General features: G+C 44.9%; 24 protein-coding genes. 12 read left to right on the top strand and 12 right to left on the bottom strand.

All coding sequences use genetic code 11. The features are described from left to right. Positions 1-117: 117 nt before the first annotated feature. The 3 genes from FEF09_RS22360 to FEF09_RS22350 form a co-directional block, all read right to left on the bottom strand. Positions 118-378 (bottom strand): hypothetical protein, encoded by a 261-nt coding sequence (locus tag FEF09_RS22360; protein ID WP_146307166.1) that lies wholly within the window; start codon positions 376-378, stop codon positions 118-120. After that, entirely contained in the window at positions 375-503 is a 129-nt protein-coding gene (locus FEF09_RS22355; protein WP_261387673.1) for a hypothetical protein, read from the bottom strand. Before FEF09_RS22355 ends, FEF09_RS22360 begins: the two co-directional genes overlap by 4 nt. Positions 504-585: 82 nt before the next feature. Beyond that, on the bottom strand, positions 586-1206 hold the full coding sequence (locus tag FEF09_RS22350) for a carboxypeptidase-like regulatory domain-containing protein (RefSeq protein ID WP_146307165.1): 621 nt from the start codon (positions 1204-1206) through the stop codon (positions 586-588). 593 nt (positions 1207-1799) lie between these two features. Here FEF09_RS22350 and FEF09_RS22345 point away from each other — a divergent pair. Further along, positions 1800-2108, top strand: a complete 309-nt coding sequence (locus tag FEF09_RS22345) for a hypothetical protein (RefSeq protein WP_146307164.1) — start codon at positions 1800-1802, stop codon at positions 2106-2108. Positions 2109-2117: 9 nt separating this feature from the next. Next, entirely contained in the window at positions 2118-2522 is a 405-nt protein-coding gene (locus FEF09_RS22340) for a DUF5071 domain-containing protein (RefSeq protein ID WP_146307163.1), read from the top strand. Positions 2523-2881: 359 nt separating this feature from the next. Here the strand turns inward: FEF09_RS22340 and FEF09_RS33450 are convergent, their stop codons facing one another. The 4 genes from FEF09_RS33450 to FEF09_RS22330 all read right to left on the bottom strand — a co-directional run bounded on the left by FEF09_RS33450 (position 2882) and on the right by FEF09_RS22330 (position 4048). Next, positions 2882-3016 (bottom strand): hypothetical protein, encoded by a 135-nt coding sequence (locus FEF09_RS33450; protein WP_261387669.1) that lies wholly within the window; start codon positions 3014-3016, stop codon positions 2882-2884. 85 nt (positions 3017-3101) lie between these two features. Further along, positions 3102-3278 (bottom strand): RNA polymerase sigma factor, encoded by a 177-nt coding sequence (locus FEF09_RS33445; protein WP_261387668.1) that lies wholly within the window; start codon positions 3276-3278, stop codon positions 3102-3104. After that, on the bottom strand, positions 3260-3568 hold the full coding sequence (locus FEF09_RS22335; RefSeq protein ID WP_261387667.1) for an RNA polymerase sigma factor: 309 nt from the start codon (positions 3566-3568) through the stop codon (positions 3260-3262). The genes FEF09_RS33445 and FEF09_RS22335 overlap by 19 nt, the downstream gene beginning before the upstream one ends. Positions 3569-3670: 102 nt before the next feature. Beyond that, positions 3671-4048 carry a winged helix-turn-helix transcriptional regulator gene (locus tag FEF09_RS22330; RefSeq protein ID WP_146307162.1) on the bottom strand — a complete coding sequence of 126 codons (378 nt, stop codon included), beginning with the start codon at positions 4046-4048 and terminating at the stop codon, positions 3671-3673. Positions 4049-4148: 100 nt separating this feature from the next. Here FEF09_RS22330 and FEF09_RS31740 point away from each other — a divergent pair, with 100 nt between their 5' ends. From FEF09_RS31740 to FEF09_RS22300, 6 genes are all read left to right on the top strand, one after another. After that, a complete protein-coding gene (locus FEF09_RS31740; protein WP_222597075.1) occupies positions 4149-4427 on the top strand; it encodes an NAD(P)H-dependent oxidoreductase in 279 nt (92 codons plus the stop codon). Further along, on the top strand, positions 4352-4816 hold the full coding sequence (locus FEF09_RS22325; RefSeq protein ID WP_222597074.1) for an NAD(P)H-dependent oxidoreductase: 465 nt from the start codon (positions 4352-4354) through the stop codon (positions 4814-4816). Before FEF09_RS31740 ends, FEF09_RS22325 begins: the two co-directional genes overlap by 76 nt. A 228-nt stretch (positions 4817-5044) precedes the next feature. After that, positions 5045-5593 carry a hypothetical protein gene (locus FEF09_RS22320; RefSeq protein ID WP_146307161.1) on the top strand — a complete coding sequence of 183 codons (549 nt, stop codon included), beginning with the start codon at positions 5045-5047 and terminating at the stop codon, positions 5591-5593. Between the two features lie 422 nt (positions 5594-6015). Beyond that, positions 6016-6303: a hypothetical protein gene (locus FEF09_RS22315; RefSeq protein WP_222597073.1), complete on the top strand. Its 288-nt coding sequence runs from the start codon at positions 6016-6018 to the stop codon at positions 6301-6303. A gap of 364 nt (positions 6304-6667) precedes the next feature. Further along, positions 6668-7048 carry an SRPBCC domain-containing protein gene (locus FEF09_RS22305; protein ID WP_146307158.1) on the top strand — a complete coding sequence of 127 codons (381 nt, stop codon included), beginning with the start codon at positions 6668-6670 and terminating at the stop codon, positions 7046-7048. Between the two features lie 2 nt (positions 7049-7050). Continuing rightward, entirely contained in the window at positions 7051-7521 is a 471-nt protein-coding gene (locus tag FEF09_RS22300) for a hypothetical protein (protein ID WP_146307157.1), read from the top strand. 3 nt (positions 7522-7524) lie between these two features. Here the strand turns inward: FEF09_RS22300 and FEF09_RS22295 are convergent, their stop codons facing one another. Together FEF09_RS22295 and FEF09_RS22290 are read right to left on the bottom strand one after the other, a co-directional pair. Next, the gene (locus FEF09_RS22295) at positions 7525-7794 is read right to left on the bottom strand and encodes a hypothetical protein (protein ID WP_146307156.1); all 270 of its coding nucleotides are present in this window, start codon (positions 7792-7794) and stop codon (positions 7525-7527) included. Between the two features lie 79 nt (positions 7795-7873). Next, positions 7874-8770, bottom strand: coding sequence for a LysR family transcriptional regulator (locus FEF09_RS22290; protein ID WP_012792583.1), 897 nt, complete (start codon positions 8768-8770; stop codon positions 7874-7876). 202 nt (positions 8771-8972) lie between these two features. Between FEF09_RS22290 and FEF09_RS22285 the strand changes: the two genes are divergently transcribed. Together FEF09_RS22285 and FEF09_RS22280 are read left to right on the top strand one after the other, a co-directional pair. After that, complete coding sequence (locus FEF09_RS22285; protein ID WP_146307155.1) at positions 8973-9326, top strand: hypothetical protein; 354 nt, start codon at positions 8973-8975, stop codon at positions 9324-9326. Positions 9327-9338: 12 nt separating this feature from the next. Beyond that, the gene (locus tag FEF09_RS22280) at positions 9339-9731 is read left to right on the top strand and encodes a hypothetical protein (RefSeq protein ID WP_146307154.1); all 393 of its coding nucleotides are present in this window, start codon (positions 9339-9341) and stop codon (positions 9729-9731) included. Positions 9732-9895: 164 nt separating this feature from the next. Here FEF09_RS22280 and FEF09_RS22275 read toward each other — a convergent pair whose 3' ends face one another. Both FEF09_RS22275 and FEF09_RS33440 read right to left on the bottom strand, forming a co-directional pair. Next, positions 9896-14020: a sugar-binding protein gene (locus FEF09_RS22275; protein ID WP_261387666.1), complete on the bottom strand. Its 4125-nt coding sequence runs from the start codon at positions 14018-14020 to the stop codon at positions 9896-9898. Beyond that, positions 14010-14267, bottom strand: a complete 258-nt coding sequence (locus FEF09_RS33440) for a hypothetical protein (RefSeq protein ID WP_261387665.1) — start codon at positions 14265-14267, stop codon at positions 14010-14012. The genes FEF09_RS22275 and FEF09_RS33440 overlap by 11 nt, the downstream gene beginning before the upstream one ends. Positions 14268-14487: 220 nt before the next feature. Here FEF09_RS33440 and FEF09_RS22270 point away from each other — a divergent pair, with 220 nt between their 5' ends. Both FEF09_RS22270 and FEF09_RS22265 read left to right on the top strand, forming a co-directional pair. Then, positions 14488-14931: a hypothetical protein gene (locus FEF09_RS22270; protein ID WP_146307152.1), complete on the top strand. Its 444-nt coding sequence runs from the start codon at positions 14488-14490 to the stop codon at positions 14929-14931. Positions 14932-14984: 53 nt separating this feature from the next. Then, positions 14985-15407: a hypothetical protein gene (locus FEF09_RS22265; protein WP_146307151.1), complete on the top strand. Its 423-nt coding sequence runs from the start codon at positions 14985-14987 to the stop codon at positions 15405-15407. 263 nt (positions 15408-15670) lie between these two features. Here the strand turns inward: FEF09_RS22265 and FEF09_RS22260 are convergent, their stop codons facing one another. After that, complete coding sequence (locus FEF09_RS22260; protein WP_146307150.1) at positions 15671-16435, bottom strand: hypothetical protein; 765 nt, start codon at positions 16433-16435, stop codon at positions 15671-15673. Positions 16436-16702: the final 267 nt, after the last annotated feature.

Raw genomic sequence — 16702 nt, 5'->3', positions numbered from 1 at the left:
TTTTTTCCCCTTGCGTTCTGGATGGAATAGTTGAGATTGATATTGGTACCGACTTTCATCCAGCTGGCCATGTCGCGGTCGAGGTTCATACGCAATGCATACCGGTTCAGGTTTTCATTACTGAGGATACCTTCTTCCTTGTATAAGTAAAAGAGTGTAGACTTTGGTCTTACCAGTACCATCGGAAAGGGAGAGGTGGTATTTCTGTTGCGTAGCAGTGTTATCGGTGATCAATCCGACCCAATCAATCCATTTGCCTTTATTGTAGGCATCCAGTACCGGTTCGGTGGTGAAGATCTGCGACATATCCTGCGGATATTCTCCATTGATGGTGCGGTATATTTCTTTCCGGTACCTGGTGTATTCATCACCTGTCATACCATGAAAGAAATGCGGGCTGCCGAGAGGCCGTAGAATACATCGAGGTTGACGGAAGACTTACCAGCCTTCCCTTTTTTTGTGGTGATGATCACGACGCCATTGGATCCGGCGGAGCCGTAAATAGCGGTAGAGGAAGCGTCTTTAATACGTCGATAGAAGCAATGTCGGACGGGTTGATCTGGTCGTAACTGCTTTGAATACCGTCTACGATAAAAAGAGGGCTGTTATCGCCATAATAGAGCGGCTGCCACGCAACAGAATATTGACGTTGGTACCAACAGCTCCGGATCCCCGCATGATATCCATGCCGGCTACTTTACCCTGCAATGCTTCCATGGCATTATTGACAGGCGTTGCTGTAATATCAGCTTCTTTGATAGAGACAACGGAGCCCGTCAGGTCACGTTTTTTAACAGTACCATAGGCGATAACGACACTTTCCCCTAACTCCTGTACAGCCGCACTGAGGGTGATATTCAGATAGGGCGCAGGACCTTCCGTCAGCCGGATGTTCTCTGCATCCGTTGCTTTTGCGGGCGTTGCGGAAATGCCTTTTTCAGTTGGTTTGAGTGTGAATTCCATGGTGTTGTAACCCATGCTGGAGATGACCAGTACTGCATTGTCAGGAATGGCGGTTAAAGTGAATACGCCGCTGGCATTGGTCGTAGCGCCGGCACCTGAGCCTTTGACACGTATGGTGGCGCCGATAACAGGTGTACCATCCCGGGCTATAATTTTCCCGCTGATAGTGATGGGAGGACCGGATGAGTGGATCGCTGCGAGTGAGATATGCGTATGGAAGGCGCAAATGAGCAGCAGCAGCATTGTCAGTTTTTCATAAACGTTTTTTTATAAATGCGTGAAATGTTCTCAGTGGAAACCGCCTACGGACAGTATGGCTGGTCGGGCTATTCTCGTGGAATTGTAGCAATGAGCGTCTGAACGCGTTGTACAGGTAATGTTATAACATGGAGGCGTCGCTGGTTGTCGTTTTTATGGATATCAGTTTATAAATGTATAAAATAGGTGTTATAATGACACTATTTGATTACTATAATAGTGTAATACTACTTATTTGTAGTTGAATATTGTTATGGGACAGTGTAGGACAGTTGATACTTAATGGTGAGTGTTGGTTGAGGTACATGGATTGATATTGAGTAGGTTGTGGTTTTTCAGCCAGCATTCACAGGATACATTTTATTTGTAACTTGCGGACTGATCCCTGTACTATGATAGTGACTGTAGACATACCCTGCTATTTCAACCCGCCTGAATAGTACTTTAAAGCGATGTAGTTATCATGATTAATTATAGGATGTTGAAGGCAATACGAAAATGATCATACCGCTCCTCATCATATTGTTGCTGATCATTGTGACGGTGTATTCGGTGATGGATATTATAAAGGGGCCCGTTTGCAAAAGGAGCTGGATATAAACGGCCGTTATGTAGTGGCTATGATCAGGTACTACAGGAATGATACGGCGAAGGAAAAGGATAGAGTTGCGGAGGGGCATTTTTATTTAGATGACATAGAATACAGTATGACCTTATATTTTGCAAAGCGGGATGCTCCGCCTGTAGGGAGGGTTGTACTGAAGGTACTGGTATCTCATCCTGAGATATATGAGTGTATATATTATGAGCGCGTACCGTCCTGTTTTGATAATGAAGAGAGTATGCGGCTGATATGGAATGAGATACCGCAATGTCCGAAACCATAAACATGACTGATGGAAAACAAGCAACTTTATATACCACAAACGAAAGGCGACGATGCGGCTGTAGCTTTGCTACAGACCATGACTGTGGAGCAGATCAGGGACGATGTACCTGTGTTGCTGGAGTGGCTACAGGACCTGAACTGGCCTGTCGCTCCGGCGGTAAATGATTACTTTGTGCCGTATGTGAATGAGATAAAAGATGAAATACAGGCGATCTTTCAGACCGGAGATGAGGGCTGGAAATATAATGTATTATGTCTGCTCGGAGATGCTCCGTATAAGTTGGATGAGGTGCTGATCCTGAGTATGCAGAGAATGTTATCAGCACCTACACCCGGCGAAAAAGAAGAGGAAATTGATCTGCTTGCGGCAGACATACTGCAGAGGCAGGCGGCATTGAAGTATAACGGTTAGGATAATACCGACATTATCAGAGCTTATTCCGGAAGGAGTGTATCAAAGTTTTAATGTCGTTGTTTAATTTAGCGATCCGCTTTTTCCAGACATTCCCGAGCAGGACGATCTGAACAGAGAAGACTGAGAGTATGATCAGTAGTAACAGTATTTGTAATGTGTGAAACTGATCACTGATGTAAAGAACATCAAGAGGCAGACAGCGGTTAGTATTCTGCTGCCAACTGATATAAGCGCGTATTTCCGTATGCGTAAAAGCGATTGCCGGAGTGACTGTGTGATGGTATCTGCCTGTAATATTGCAGAGCTTAATCTGTAACCGAGGATGCTGTGTATGATAGCAAACAGCAAAGCGCTGATTAATGCCAGATTAGGTATACAGGCTTTTTATCACCATCAAAGAAATCATAATAGACAATAAGGAAGAGGATAAAGGCGATTGTCTCCATGAGCAGTTGTCTGCGCATTTTACGGAAACCTGTTGCGGACAACATTGTTTAAGTGTTTGTTGATCTTTAGGCGTATGGCCCAGATTATTCCACATTGATTTTAACGGATCGTTTTGCATGGGTCATTTTTTTACTTGTAATAGTTGCTGTAGTTTGTTTTTATCCTGTTGATCTTTACGCCGACATTATTTTCTGTGATGCCGGTAATAGCTGCTATCTCCCCGTAGCTGAGTTCCTCGAGATATAATGCCATGATGGCTTTGTCGGTGTCGTTTAATTGCCGGATGGCTATCCGGAGGCGTTCCATTTGTTCGTTGTCATCGGGAACAGTTGCCGGTATATCGGGGAGGGCCGGGGAGTATCTGATATCAGTTGTTTTTTACGGAATGCGGTCAGGGCTGTATTGATGGCAATGCGGTACAGCCACGAACTGAACCGGGATTTACCTTCAAAAGAGGGGGCTGATTTCCATAACTGGCATACAATTTCCTGAAAGAGGTCTTCTCTGTCTTCCGGCGTATCCCGGTAGAGCCAGCAGATCTTATGGATGATCTGTTGGTGTTGATCAATGAACTGTAAAAACTGCGTTTCATCCATGGTTTTTATTGATGAGGCGATGTGTGATTCTTTCCGGTGGCAGTCATATCTGCTTTCCGGAATTGTTAGTTGCAGCTTTTTCAGAAAACTTACAGGAGGGGGCTAAAAACCGGCGTTATTTTTATCCATGGTCGTTTTATGTTCCACCGCCCATTCCTCTAATTGTTGCCAGACGGGAGCCAGTTTACGGGCACTATCGGACAGTTTGTATTCCACTCTGGGAGGAATCTCGGCGTAGGCGGTCCTGATCACCAGCCCATTCTTTTCCAGTTCCTGCAAATGGAGGGTGAGCATACGGTCGGAGATCTCGGGGATGATGGCTTTGAGTTCGCCGAAACGGAGGGTTTTCTTTTCCAGTTTATACAGAATGACCAGTTTCCATCTGCCTGCCAGCATGTCCACGGCGTACATCATTCCGCAGAAGCCGATCAGTGTTTGCAGGTTGAGCGCATTGCTGGATGTAATTTTTCTTTTTCCCATTACTTACACTTTTGTGTGCTGCATACAATAGGCTGCACTGATACCTCGTAAGGTGCGGCAGTATAATTTTGCTGCTGTCACCATAAAACGGGATAAAAATATGAAAATACTGATTGTATTAGCCCATCCGGAATTGAAGAGCATGAACGGAGCGATGTTTGAAACAGCGATAGCTGCATTGACCACAGCAGGACATGAGGTGAAGGTTTCTGATCTTTACAGAGATGCGTTTAACCCGGTGTCTGACCGGAATAATTTTACGACACCTATGATACTGTCTTCTTTAAACAACAACTGGAGGAGATGCATGCTACGGAAGTTGCCGGTTTTGCTTTGGATATTGAAGCAGAGCAGCAAAAAGTGGAATGGTGTGATCTGATGATCTGGCAGTTTCCGTTGTGGTGGTTTACGGTACCGGGTATATTGAAAGGCTGGGTGGACCGGGTATTCGCAATGGGAAGGTTTTACGGGAATAACAGGTGTTATGAGGCAGGTATGCTGAAGGGGAAAAAGGCTCTGCTGTCACTAACTACGGGAGGATCGGAGGATAGCTATCGGAAAGATGGCTTACATGGAGATCTGGAAGGGATACTGAAACCGGTACACCGGGGGATGCTGGAATTTGTGGGATTCAGTGTATTGGCTCCGGAGGTGGTTTATGCACCGGTCAGACAAGGTATTGAGGAGCGGGAAAGGGTATTGACAGCATGGGGAGCACGTTTAAGCCGGGTTTTTGAGGAGGCACCGATATTGGTAGGAGGGTATTAAGAATTATGCTAGATTTGCTGCCTGATATACCTATGTTTATTTATGCTTCCCGATCAATTAAAAGATGCTATTTATAAGCATCCCGCTGCTGTTATTAATGACTTTTCCCTAAATATAGATAAGCTGGACAACGGTATCATTTTCTTATTTGCCAGCTGGAGTCCGACTTTGATTTTTTAATGTATAGTGCCTGATCAGATGAGGAATAAAAGGTGTTTTTATATTGTCATGCTGCTGCTCATTGCCATGCAGGGATGTAGTCATCGATATATAGTAAGCGGCCGGCTACAAAAGCAGCTTGCCCATGGTAATATTACAAGAGCACAATATGATTCTTCGATTAATACATTTTATAGCACCAACAGAGACAATTTTACAGGAAACGTCAAGGTGAAAAAACAGGGGAGCTATGTGCAGGCACGGCCGGGAAATACAGTGTTTAAGCCTGACTACATTGCATTGAAATTTGCAGATAGTAGTCTGGTATATGCGAGCTATCAGTTTGATACTTTATCTAATGAAGTGTTAGCGAGAGCGCATGGTACGCACCATAGATATACGACAAGTGAAGGGGAACTGATATTGGAGTATTTGCTTACCAGAGATTTTCATGTTTATAATATTTTAAGGTATGCCCGTATAAGTGACAATGGGGATACTTTGACGTTTTATAAAACGCAAACGTTGCAACTCCGACATCCGAAATATGAGCTGGAAAATGAAAGAGTATATATTTATGACTCAACATTGACTGCGATTCCTATAATGCCTGAGTGATCTTTGCTGATAAATAGAAGAAATAGCGTTTTAGAATGAATAAGACAATTTATATAATATTTCTGTCTGGCTATTGTTGGTAATAACTATGACGCTTGCAGGAAAAATAACGTTCGGGTTCGGGATAGCAGATATTGTATATCACATTGGGGCAATCGCTTTTTTTATAATTGTTTCAATTATAAGGCGTAAAATTTCAGGTGATGACCGGTATGACAAGGCCCGGAAGATCCTGTCGGCAGTGATCGTTGCATTTATGATTTACACGACGCTGCAAATGACTTTACTCAGAGGGATCGAATATCCGTGGAACGGTCATGTCTTTTACAGAGGGGGGATGTAGCAGGTGAGTCTGTAGTGGGTTACAACAGATAAATTATGCCCTATGATACTTTTATGAATAAATATCTCTGATGATAAGGATGCGTGTTTTCACTTTACTGATTGTTTCTTCCTTTTATTCCTGTGTCAGTTCAAAGCAGAGGTTGCAGGAAATGAGTGTGTTCTGTAAAAAGCTGGATACGCTGGAACTTGAGCGGATGGCACCAAAGAACAGCAATTATTACGCTAACCTGATCCTGCCGGAGCTGGAACGCCGGTCTGATATATCGGCCAATTGCGAAAAAGGGTTTTTTGGATATATGTATCTGAGTGACAGTCTGTTTAACGCTGATATGAAAAGGTGGAGAGCGTATTTTAAATGTAAATGAAAATAGTCTGAACACACATTAAGTCAGTGCATGTGAATAATATATCAATCGCCATAAAAATCAGTCATTTTTCTTCATCGATAGCGATGATAAGCCAGCAATTGGGCTTAGAGGTCTCTCATAGTCATTATGAGGGAGAGATATATTCGCTGAGGACACCCGGAGGAGTGACCGAAAAGGCATATGCATACAACTATTGGGAATACAGAAAAGAGTTTGTCACAACACAGTGGGTACAGGAGTTGGTCAATGATTTTATTGATGACATTGTCCGTGTAAAGAGGGATGTTTTAAAGACAATTGCTCAGGAGGCCCAAATAGAGTTTTTTGTAGGAATGTATCATTATTCGCTACCTTCGCGCCCATGAAAGACTACAAAAAACACTTCATCATCCCGGCGCCGCCGGAGGACCTTTATAAAGCGCTTACCAATCCAACGACCATCCAGCTCTGGACAGGCGAGCCCGCTGAAATGTCTACCGAGCCGGGTACGGAGTTCTCCCTTTGGGGGGATAGCATCGTAGGGATGAATCTGGAGTTTGAAGAAGATAAGAAGATTGTGCAGGAGTGGTATTTCGGTGAACAGGAAGATGCGTCTATCGTGACGATCATCCTGCATCCGAACAAAAAGGGGACCGATGTTGAACTCAGGCATACCAATATACCAGACGAAGCCTATGAGGATATCGTAGGTGGATGGAATGAAACGTATTTCGGAGCACTGATTGACTTCTATACTGAATAGTGATGAAAGCCGCCAGTGTCAGCGAATTAAAGAAAGAATTGCAGGAGGTTCCACCGGCACAGCTGGTGGAACTATGTCTGCGTCTGGCTAAGTTCAAGAAAGAGAATAAGGAACTGCTGAACTACCTGTTGTTTGAGTCTCACGACCTGCAGGGCTACATAGAATCTGTTAAACAGGAAATGGACGAAGCTTTTGCAGAAGCCCCAAAACAGCATGTCTATTTTGTCAAGAAGCACCTCCGCAAGATCCTCCGCGCTACCAACAAGCATATCAAATACACCGGCTCTAAACAAGCCGAAGTAGAGTTATTGTTGTATTTCTGTACGAAAGTAAAGAAAGCGGGATTCAAGATAGGAGAGAGCGTAGCGCTCACAAAACTATATGTGCAACAGGTGAAAAAGATTGAGAAATCTATTTCCCTGCAACATGAAGATCTCCAGTATGATTATCAAAGGCAGTTAGAGCGACTTTAAGTGCTACTCAGCCTTTTCAGACATATCCATTTCCAGCAATTTACTGACACCCGCATATTCTGCAGCTGCTTCAGGGCATAACATGGCGCCTAAAGATGCTACGGCTTTTCTGGTGAGTGTTTCGATGTCAGAACTCGTAGTCAGGAAAGTTGGCGTATGTTCCTTCATTTGTCTCAGCAGGTTATTCTTATGTTGTATAGAGAGACCGGCTAATGTTTTCAATCTTTCGGAAGTCGTATTATACAATTCTTCGTAGTAAAAAAGGATGTTCATAAAAACACATTGTTTATACGACAAATGTAGCCCTTACGTTATAATGAAAGCCATATGGAAATCTTATGATCCATAAGATTTAATTATAGATGGATTTTGCTAATTTGATGAAACGCTTATTCAGTTCACTGGTTTCGCCCTTCCGCTGGATAAAGTAGAAGCTACGTTCAATACGCAGGCCTTCGAATTGTAAAACTGCCAGTTCTCCCAGCTGTAACTCCTTGACAATCGAGCGGGTAGAGAGAAATCCGACGCAACCGGATTCTACAAGGAAGTTCTTTAAAGCTTCCGTTCCGCCAAGCCGGACATTGATCTTCAGGTCATCCAGCCCTATTTTACTTTTCTTTAAACCCTGTTTGATGGCTTCGAGGGTTCCACTGCCACGCTCACGGATTGCCAGAGGCATATTCAGGATCTCTTTTAAGGGGTACTCTTTCTTCCTGACCAGAGGATTGTTATGACTGCAGACCGCCACAATCTGATCCTTCAGAAAAGGCTGATAAGTCACATTACTGAGCTTGCCCTTCTCTTCTGTTACGCCGATGTTGATTTCATTGTTTAAGAGTGCATCGAGGACTATCTCGCTGTTCCTGTTAAGGAGGGAGATTTCCACTCTTGGGTACTCCTGATTGAACGCCGACATAACTCTCGGAAGAATGTACAAGGCCGCTGTTGTACTCGCACCCAGGTTCAGCCTGCCCGTGGCCTGTAACTTGTCTTTCATGACGGAGATATCGAACTCCGTTTCCTGCTGGATCATCTTTACCGTCAGCAGACGCTTATACAGTAACTGCCCCGCCTCTGTCAATTCTATGTGCAGTCCTTTCCGCTCAAAAAGCTTGGTTTGATACTGCTCTTCCAGACTCTTAATATGACTGCTCACAGCAGGTTGAGAGATGAATAACACTTCACTTGCTTTTGAAAAGCTCCTTTCCCGGGCCACTTCCATAAATACCAGATGTCGGGTCGATAACATAGGCTTTTATTTGTATCCAAGGTATTTAAAATACCAGTCTGTTCCAAAAGCGTTCAAAGGAAGAAAAACTATCCAATAGAATATCAGCTACTTATGATTTTAACACAATGAAACTTTCAGAATATTTTGAAAGTTCGAATATTAATGCCTAGGTTTGTATCACAAAAGCAACCTTCTGCCAGTCACCTGAAATGTACCCGGTATGAACACACTCGCTTACATCATTTATCTCCTGATCACCTACCTGATAACTGTGCGTGTTGGCCTTGTTTTCTTTCGGAACGGTAGAATTTTTATACTCGGTCTCCTGAAGGACGATGTATCTCTGACAGACGCTATTAACCGGATATTACTGATCGGCTACTACCTCGTTAATCTGGGATATGCCGCATTGATGATCAGTACCTGGAACACCATTCACAGCTGGATGGAACTGTACCTGTCCATCACCGTGATGACCGGAAAAATAGTCATGACACTCGCTGTTATGCACTATATCAATATGCTTGTTATTTACTTTATCAGTAAACGTAATAGAACAATTCTTCAACCTTAAAAACACTGTTGTATGGCTAGCACGCTCAATTTCACTGCTTATCTGATCTATTTACCGATCGTTATTTTCCTGACATGGTATGTTGCACATACTTTATTCAAAAACAGTAAAGTATTTATGCACGATATCTTTAATGGTAAAACAGATATCGCATTAGCAACCAACAAACTCTTTGAAACAGGATTTTATCTGATCAATCTGGGTTTTGCTTTCTGGGTGATGGAAATCACCCATGGTATTCTTGATAACCGGGATATGTTAGAAACGCTTAGCGCTAAAATAGGTGGTTACTGTATTAGCCTTGGACTCATGTTATTCTTCAACCTTTATCTGTTTTTCAGAGGCAGAAGAAAAGCCAAAGCACGTTTTGCACCACTGAGCACGGTGCCTAAAATAGAAGGATGATCCGCGGTCTGTCATTATCCCTATACACCCGGCCTTCCCTGTTTGTCTAAACTCCGGCTTCAGATGCTACGGCGCATGCCCTGGCATCTTTAGCGTTTCCATACATACAGTAAAACGCCTGCTCCGTTTCCGGGGCAGGCGTTCTTTTTTTAGTGCGGGGCACTTTACTGTATCAACAGTTTCTTTGTAATCACTTTTTCACCATATGTGAACTTCACTACATATACGCCTTTGGGCAACTGTGGAAGATTAAGTCTTACTTCCGGCTGTGCCTTCGCCGCATATACCTGTCTGCCATTCAGATCATATACAAACAAATGTCCCTGACCACTGTAATTGGAGATGAGCACTTTTGCCTGTCCGTCCGTTGCCGGGTTAGGTAAGATCTGTAAAGATGGTTCCTTCAGCTTAGCAACGACTTCATTGGTAACCGCTGCTGCTATTGCTGCCGGCGAACTGTTGGCCAGTATCACCGTACCATATCCTGAAGTGTTTTCATAGTTGAAGAGCGTACCAAACCATACTGCCTGACCATCACGCGCCCCACCGTTATCATCGTCGTCATACGCGGCATCAAAACCAAAGGATACACCTGCCGCAGGAGTGATGTTCAGCTGTGACCATGGAATGCTGATCTCAACTGTATAGCCGCCGGTGATAGCTGCATAAGCATGTTGTACACCTGTTACGGCTGTCTTACTAAACAAAGCGCTGCTGTTGTATGCTTTGATGAACTGGTTGTCGCGTCCATCAAAAGTGGTTCCTTTGTTATTGTTGGCGTCGATGAAGATTTCAACGGCGTCATTATCCCACGGATCAGGAGAATCTGAATAGAGCGATCCATCCAGTACTCTTACACCGATATATAAATTGTTCGCATCCCAGAGCACACCAAAGGTGGCCGTGTTATTGGGCGAACCGGTTGTTACTTTGCTGATCGTCTGTGACAGATTCCAGCTGCTTTCACTCAGGCTACCATTCACCGTGATCGTACCTGAAGCAGGACGCGCCTGTATGGTACCCGGTTGATTCGGATCAACAACGGTACCTACTGTTACCTGCACCTGATCGCTGGAAGAGAGTGTTCCGTCACTTACTGTCAACTGGAATACATAGGTACTGCCATTTGTGAGTCCGGTGATAACAGGATTGGCAATTGTTGTATTACTGATCGTGGCAGCGGGACCGCTTATTTTCGTCCAGCTGTACGTCACGGCATTACCTTCAGGGTCTGAACCGGTACCCTGTAATGTCACCGTCGTCGTATTGGCCGCCAGTGTGACGTCTGCGCCGGCATTCACTACGGGCGCCTGATTCTGTGGTCCGCTACAGGTGGTCAGGTATACCGTACCAAATACAGCCGGATTGGAGAATGCGGTCGTATTCGTCGCAAATGATGCGATCTGCGCATCACGCGTACCATTGTTGTCATCATCGTCAATCTGTATATCCAGTCCGATAGGTTTGCCTACAGATGGTGTTGTGCCGATAGTGGTCCATGGTATCGCCACTTCCAGATTATAACCGGTAGCAGTAGCGTATTGTCTGAAGTTGATACCAGTTGTTCTGGTCACCGAGTTAGATCCGGTATGCACCACATTATCATTCCAGCGGAAGCCCAGCTGGAAGTCGTTAGCACCATCGTATGCGCTTCCTTTACTGTTGTCACCGTCGAGGAATATTTCTACCACATCATCTTCCCACCAGCTCGCGCCGGAATCTGAAATACGGGTAGCGTCATTGACTTCAACCAACAGATAGAGGTTAGTGTTATCATACATTGCCCTCCATTTACCGGCATAGTCGGATGGTAAACCACCTAACACTAAATTGCTGATATTCCTTACGGGTGCAATGGACCACGCTGCATCGATCGTATTGTCTATCACAGGCGCCGTGCCGGATACCTGTGCGATGACAGGTGATACACAAGGAGGGTTATCATTATCAGCAATCGTAATGGTCGCAATGGTATCTCCGCCCAGCTTGTACGATGCGTCTGGTTTTAATGTCAGGCGTAATGTTTCCGGACCTTCAAACACGGCGTCATCTACGGCCGTGATGTTGATCACTGCGGATGGTTGTGCCGGCGTCAATGTGATGGTACCACTCAGTGCAGGGTTGGCATTGTAATCATTGGCACTGGCTGTACCGGATACTGCGTATTTCACACTGATACTTTGTGACAGGGAGGAGGTGCTGACCGTAAATCTGCCGGCTGCACCGCCTTCCGCTGCATTCGGTAAAGTTGCTGCGATGTTCACGCCGGGTAGTATTGTTACTTTCCGGGTGGCCGTGAAATTACCACTGGCCGTTGTCACCGTGATGTTGGCAGTACCGATACCCACTGTGGTTACTTTTCCGCTGGCGTCTACAGTAGCTACGGATGGATTAGAGCTACTCCAGGTGACGTTTTTGTTGGTCGCATCCGAAGGGATGATATCAGCAGATAGCTGCAATACCTGTCCTTCTGTAAGCGTGGTATCATTCGCCGGTTTAATGTTCACGCCTGACACCGGAATGTTGATGTTCTGGATGATCAGCTGGAAACTGTTATTCCGGTTGAGATAAGCGCCTGATTCAGCATTGGTGACTGTCAGGTTGTTGAAGGTAGCTGTCTGGGATCCTGCCTGTACATACAGACCGAAACCGCCGTAGACGTCGGAAGGGACGTCTCTTACAACAGGATCAAGCCCTGTGCCGTCGATGGTGGTGTTATTGAAGACGAGGTGATGCAGGTTATTGCCGTAGATCTGGATACCATCGCGTTGTGAGCGCAGAATGGTGTTGTTGTCAAATTGCATATTGAAAATGCCGGTGCCACCTGCATAGAATTCAATCGCACCTCTTTTCTGGTCCCACAGGTCATAACTGGTTCCACAACCGATCATGGTATTTTCATATACTTTGATGAGATCACCGGGATATTCGAATGTGAAGCCGGGGAAATCATTGGTGAAGCGGATCGCAGAACCGCCTACGCCGTCTTTGATCAGGTTATGATGGATCTCATGTCCGGTACCGCCAAATAATGCGATACTACCTGCACGCCAGTTGTTTTCGATAGTATTATACCTGAAGATGTTATTACGACAGGTGGCGTTATTACCCGCCGCATTAGCGGGCCATACTGCGAGACCGTCATCGCCGTTATTCCGTACACTGGATTGTTCTACTACGGAATTCGAGGTGCCCTGACAGAAGTTTACACCATCTGCATAGTTGTTGCGGATACGGCATCTGGAAATAACGAGGTTATTAGTGATGTCGATCGGATAAGGGGGATCGTAACCAGCTATCCAGAAACCGCATTCAAAATGCTCCACCCATATATCATGTATACGGGAACCGGAGCCATAGGTACCCATAAAACCTTTATAGGTCTTATACATTTCGCCGGGGAGTCTTGGATTTGCTTCGTCGTATTTCAGGCGGTCATTGTTGATAGTACTGAGTGTAAAATTAGAGATCTCTACGTTGCTGGCACGGCCCATAAAGCCGCCATAGAATTGTTTGTCGGTGGAAAAATTAACATCTGTGTACCAGATACCTGCACCCTGTATTTTCATGTTGCTGACATTCAGGGCCAGTTTATCACTTAACAGAAAACGACCAGCGGGGATATATACATGTTTACCCTGGGAGGCCGCTGCGGCGATACATGCATTGAATGCGGCAAAGTCGTCCGTCTGATCGTTGGCGGTAGCGCCATAGTCGGTAACAGACAGGAAGTTGGCTGGTAGCGGCAGTGCTGCAGGGACAGCTTCTACTTCCACAAAGTCAACACCATAGGTGATGGCGTCGTTGTTGTCTTTGCGGATACTGAGTTTGTCGCCTGCATTCATAGGCGCATCCAGCCGGAAATGGATTTCGTCAAAACGCATGAATGTCTTTCCTCCGGGAGTCTGCACCGGATCGGCAGCAGGAAAATACTGGTAGGCCCAGTAGGAGGAGAGGTTGATCGTACGTACTTTGACGCCGTTGACGTACAGTCCGAGCGAACCGGTTCTGCCGGCGCCTGTGTTGTCATCAGGCATAGTGAAACGCAGGTTGACACCTTGTGCGGGCTGTGTGAGTGTCCATTCCACGCCGGCGCCATTTGTTGCAAGACTAACATACTTCTGGTCAGATGCTTCTGAGGCGATTTGTGTCTGAATGAACTGAGGCGATTGCTCGAGGGCTGCACCTCCACTTAAGGCTGCATTTTCTGCTTCATAACGGGTGTAAGGCATCTGGTATGCGCCGCGGGGTAAACCATCGCTTTGCGCCAGCAGTACACTACTTTGCATCAGTAATAGCAGACAGCATATTGTCCGGTACCAGCAGGGAATTTTCTGCAGGTACCTTAGCCGGGCAGGACCAGCCTGCGTAATGGACGCGGAACGTTCCGCTTTCGAGGGAAAAGAAACGGGTTTTCTCATTATGGTAGGTATTTAGAGACAGGAATGTTTCCCAGGGGCCTCTCATTTTCAACAACGTGGTAATATTTTCATCCGTGGTAATCTCAAAGGAAAAGAAGTCGGCTGAAATGGGCAAGTAGTACGGAGAAAATATAGAAAATACGGCGGTTTAAAAGGAGCTTGTTTTCTTTAATTTTCTCATTATCAGTATGCTGTAGATATATGAGCAGCTTCATTGATATAGGCGTCTTAAGGAGGATCCGGCTTCATGAGCCTGATATTTACCCGGGTATTTCGTGTCATTTTTTGGCCGGATATTTTGTTTAATTTAGCGCTACCTATGAAATACCTATACCATGGAAATTAAAGCTCGTTTCTCCCAGATCGGATATGTCTTGTTAGGAGTGTGGGGCCTGTTTCTCGCGGCGATGACATTTTTGGAATATAGTCCCTGGGTGTTATTCACTTATATCGCATTAACAGTATGGCTGATCGGCGTCAGACCATTTATTTTTACTATTCAACTGGATAAGGAAAGAATCACCATTACATGGTTCAAGTTCTTTATAAAACGAACGACCAGCCGCGATATCCAAAATATCAGACTGGAGGTGATTTATCCCGATGCGGAGGAAAATCCGGAAGAAGCTATTCTGCACATATTCAATGGAGCGAAATGTATACATCAGGTATATGCGAATCGGGGATTTGAAGAGCGGGATTTCAGAAAACTGATCGTTAAACTGGAAAAGAATAAGGTTGCCGGACAGGCGGTGGGCAATCAGGCATTGAATAAGTAGGAATTGTAATGCGGTGGGGAATGACGCGTATGGTTAATTAAAATTAAAAATAGATGAAGCTTGGTACTGAATATAGTGTTGTGAAGCACTGGCTGAAAGTGGGCATGGGGGTTGCATCGATAGTGATGTACATTTATTTCCGAGATAGCTCGTGGTTATTCTTTCTGCTATTTACTCTTTTGTTGATGATTGCCAGCAGTCAGCAGAAAACGTATGCTATCGTATTGGAAAATAATATGCTTATGCTGACAGGTGCAAGGTTGGTGGTCAGGAATGTGGTCACTTATAATGTGCAGGACATCTGGCTGGAATTGATCTATTCCGGCTCAACGGGTAAGGCGAAGGACGCCATACTGAATGTATTTGAGGGAAAGAAATGTGTCCGGCAGGTACATGTAAAAGAAGGGTATACAGAAGAGGAGTTCAAAAACCTGATCACTGCATTTTATGTGATGAAGACCTCGTCAGCAGCCTGATATTTGTTATCGGGCCTGTTTACAGGAGATTTACAGGACGCATCGCCGCTATGTACCCGAGGTATACGTGGACTTGATCGCGAAGTGATGCTTTGTTTATCATCAGTGTGGAATGAGTCATAGTTGAAATGTATGGGAGGGCAGGAGGCAATAAATATCTTACTGCGGGAAGCTCCGCAGATATCCGGGATACCGGGCATTGAAAAAAATAAGGCGACAATCTATCATAATAACCAGATAATATCTTTCAGGCAAGGCATCACCTATTCCTTTTGAATAAATACGGGCGACTGATGCAGACAGGCATCAGTAAAAACGATCTCAGGCACATTATAGGATAAAGGTTGCTGTACCCGGGCAGTTTTATGGAAGGTACTTTTTCTTTCAGGCGTGAGTACCGCGATAATATCGGCAGCCATATATTTTTTATCACAAATAAGCATTCCCTGCCGCAGGGCTCTTACTTGTATTGTTACTACAGACATACCTGTACTACTCTGGTCTATCTGTAACATTGTACCCGCAAAATATTCACCCGGCTTCAGAGTCAGAATATGTATATTAGTATGTATAATGCGCTGTGTGCCGAAACTCACATTAGCCGTTATCACTTTTAATTCAAGCGCTGTACAGTTTTTGAGCACAGGCAGCAACTGTGCAGGAATATGTAGTAGGCCGCCTGATGAACATACAGGACTTGCTGCAAAGAAGCGGTCAATGCCTGTCTGCTGATTGAAGCGAAAACCCTCCAGTGCAGAGGCATGATCTCTCCCATTCGTGATGAATGCCTTATTAAGACGGTTAACGTGTGTACCGTCCGGAACCCCCTCCATTTGACTATATAAAGCGTGACGGATGAGCGCGCCCTTTTTGCTCGCAATGCCGAAGCGTTGCGCTGCACGCCGGGTATTTTCTGTTTGCCGGACTGTCTCCGGTGCGCTACGCAGAAAATGATGGTTCTTTCGTTGATAGCCGATCATGTTACCGAGTTTACCGGTGAATGTGATCAGAGAAGTTTGTTTTGCCATAAAGCTATATCTGGTTATCTATAAATATACGATAAAGCCAGAACATGCGCCTGTGGGCTGATTTGACCATATTGCAACAGCTATCGCATCGGTTGTCGTACTTCTTCAATATGCTTATGCGCGTATTAGATAATTGCAAACATCACCCGGATACAGATTGAAGAATATCGAAAAGAATCACTGCCATCATGCCGCTGCTACATCCTATAAAAAACTCCGAAAATAAATAACTGTATTTTTGACATTTATATTATATTCATTTCTGAA

It is taken from the genome of Chitinophaga pinensis, from assembly GCF_007896845.1.
In the GTDB taxonomy this organism is placed as follows: domain Bacteria; phylum Bacteroidota; class Bacteroidia; order Chitinophagales; family Chitinophagaceae; genus Chitinophaga; species Chitinophaga pinensis_C.
This window is presented reverse-complemented; position numbering and strand designations above follow the sequence as displayed.

Bases quoted from the DNA above. Each gene is read 5' to 3' on its own strand.
- FEF09_RS22350 (WP_146307165.1), bottom strand. From the start codon at position 1,206: ATGCTGCTGCTGCTCATTTGCGCCTTCCATACGCATATCTCACTCGCA.
- FEF09_RS22290 (WP_012792583.1), bottom strand. From the start codon at position 8,770: ATGTTATCGACCCGACATCTGGTATTTATGGAAGTGGCCCGGGAAAGG.
- FEF09_RS22295 (WP_146307156.1), bottom strand. From the start codon at position 7,794: ATGAACATCCTTTTTTACTACGAAGAATTGTATAATACGACTTCCGAA.
- FEF09_RS22265 (WP_146307151.1), top strand. From the start codon at position 14,985: ATGAAGCTTGGTACTGAATATAGTGTTGTGAAGCACTGGCTGAAAGTG.
- FEF09_RS33445 (WP_261387668.1), bottom strand. From the start codon at position 3,278: ATGGAACGCCTCCGGATAGCCATCCGGCAATTAAACGACACCGACAAA.
- FEF09_RS22315 (WP_222597073.1), top strand. From the start codon at position 6,016: ATGCGTGTTTTCACTTTACTGATTGTTTCTTCCTTTTATTCCTGTGTC.
- FEF09_RS22335 (WP_261387667.1), bottom strand. From the start codon at position 3,568: ATGGATGAAACGCAGTTTTTACAGTTCATTGATCAACACCAACAGATC.
- FEF09_RS33450 (WP_261387669.1), bottom strand. From the start codon at position 3,016: ATGTTGTCCGCAACAGGTTTCCGTAAAATGCGCAGACAACTGCTCATG.
- FEF09_RS22300 (WP_146307157.1), top strand. From the start codon at position 7,051: ATGAAAGCCGCCAGTGTCAGCGAATTAAAGAAAGAATTGCAGGAGGTT.
- FEF09_RS22320 (WP_146307161.1), top strand. From the start codon at position 5,045: ATGCTGCTGCTCATTGCCATGCAGGGATGTAGTCATCGATATATAGTA.
- FEF09_RS22285 (WP_146307155.1), top strand. From the start codon at position 8,973: ATGAACACACTCGCTTACATCATTTATCTCCTGATCACCTACCTGATA.
- FEF09_RS22325 (WP_222597074.1), top strand. From the start codon at position 4,352: ATGCATGCTACGGAAGTTGCCGGTTTTGCTTTGGATATTGAAGCAGAG.
- FEF09_RS22330 (WP_146307162.1), bottom strand. From the start codon at position 4,048: ATGGGAAAAAGAAAAATTACATCCAGCAATGCGCTCAACCTGCAAACA.
- FEF09_RS31740 (WP_222597075.1), top strand. From the start codon at position 4,149: ATGAAAATACTGATTGTATTAGCCCATCCGGAATTGAAGAGCATGAAC.
- FEF09_RS22270 (WP_146307152.1), top strand. From the start codon at position 14,488: ATGGAAATTAAAGCTCGTTTCTCCCAGATCGGATATGTCTTGTTAGGA.
- FEF09_RS22340 (WP_146307163.1), top strand. From the start codon at position 2,118: ATGGAAAACAAGCAACTTTATATACCACAAACGAAAGGCGACGATGCG.
- FEF09_RS22260 (WP_146307150.1), bottom strand. From the start codon at position 16,435: ATGGCAAAACAAACTTCTCTGATCACATTCACCGGTAAACTCGGTAAC.
- FEF09_RS22360 (WP_146307166.1), bottom strand. From the start codon at position 378: ATGACAGGTGATGAATACACCAGGTACCGGAAAGAAATATACCGCACC.
- FEF09_RS22280 (WP_146307154.1), top strand. From the start codon at position 9,339: ATGGCTAGCACGCTCAATTTCACTGCTTATCTGATCTATTTACCGATC.
- FEF09_RS22275 (WP_261387666.1), bottom strand. From the start codon at position 14,020: ATGCAAAGTAGTGTACTGCTGGCGCAAAGCGATGGTTTACCCCGCGGC.
- FEF09_RS22305 (WP_146307158.1), top strand. From the start codon at position 6,668: ATGAAAGACTACAAAAAACACTTCATCATCCCGGCGCCGCCGGAGGAC.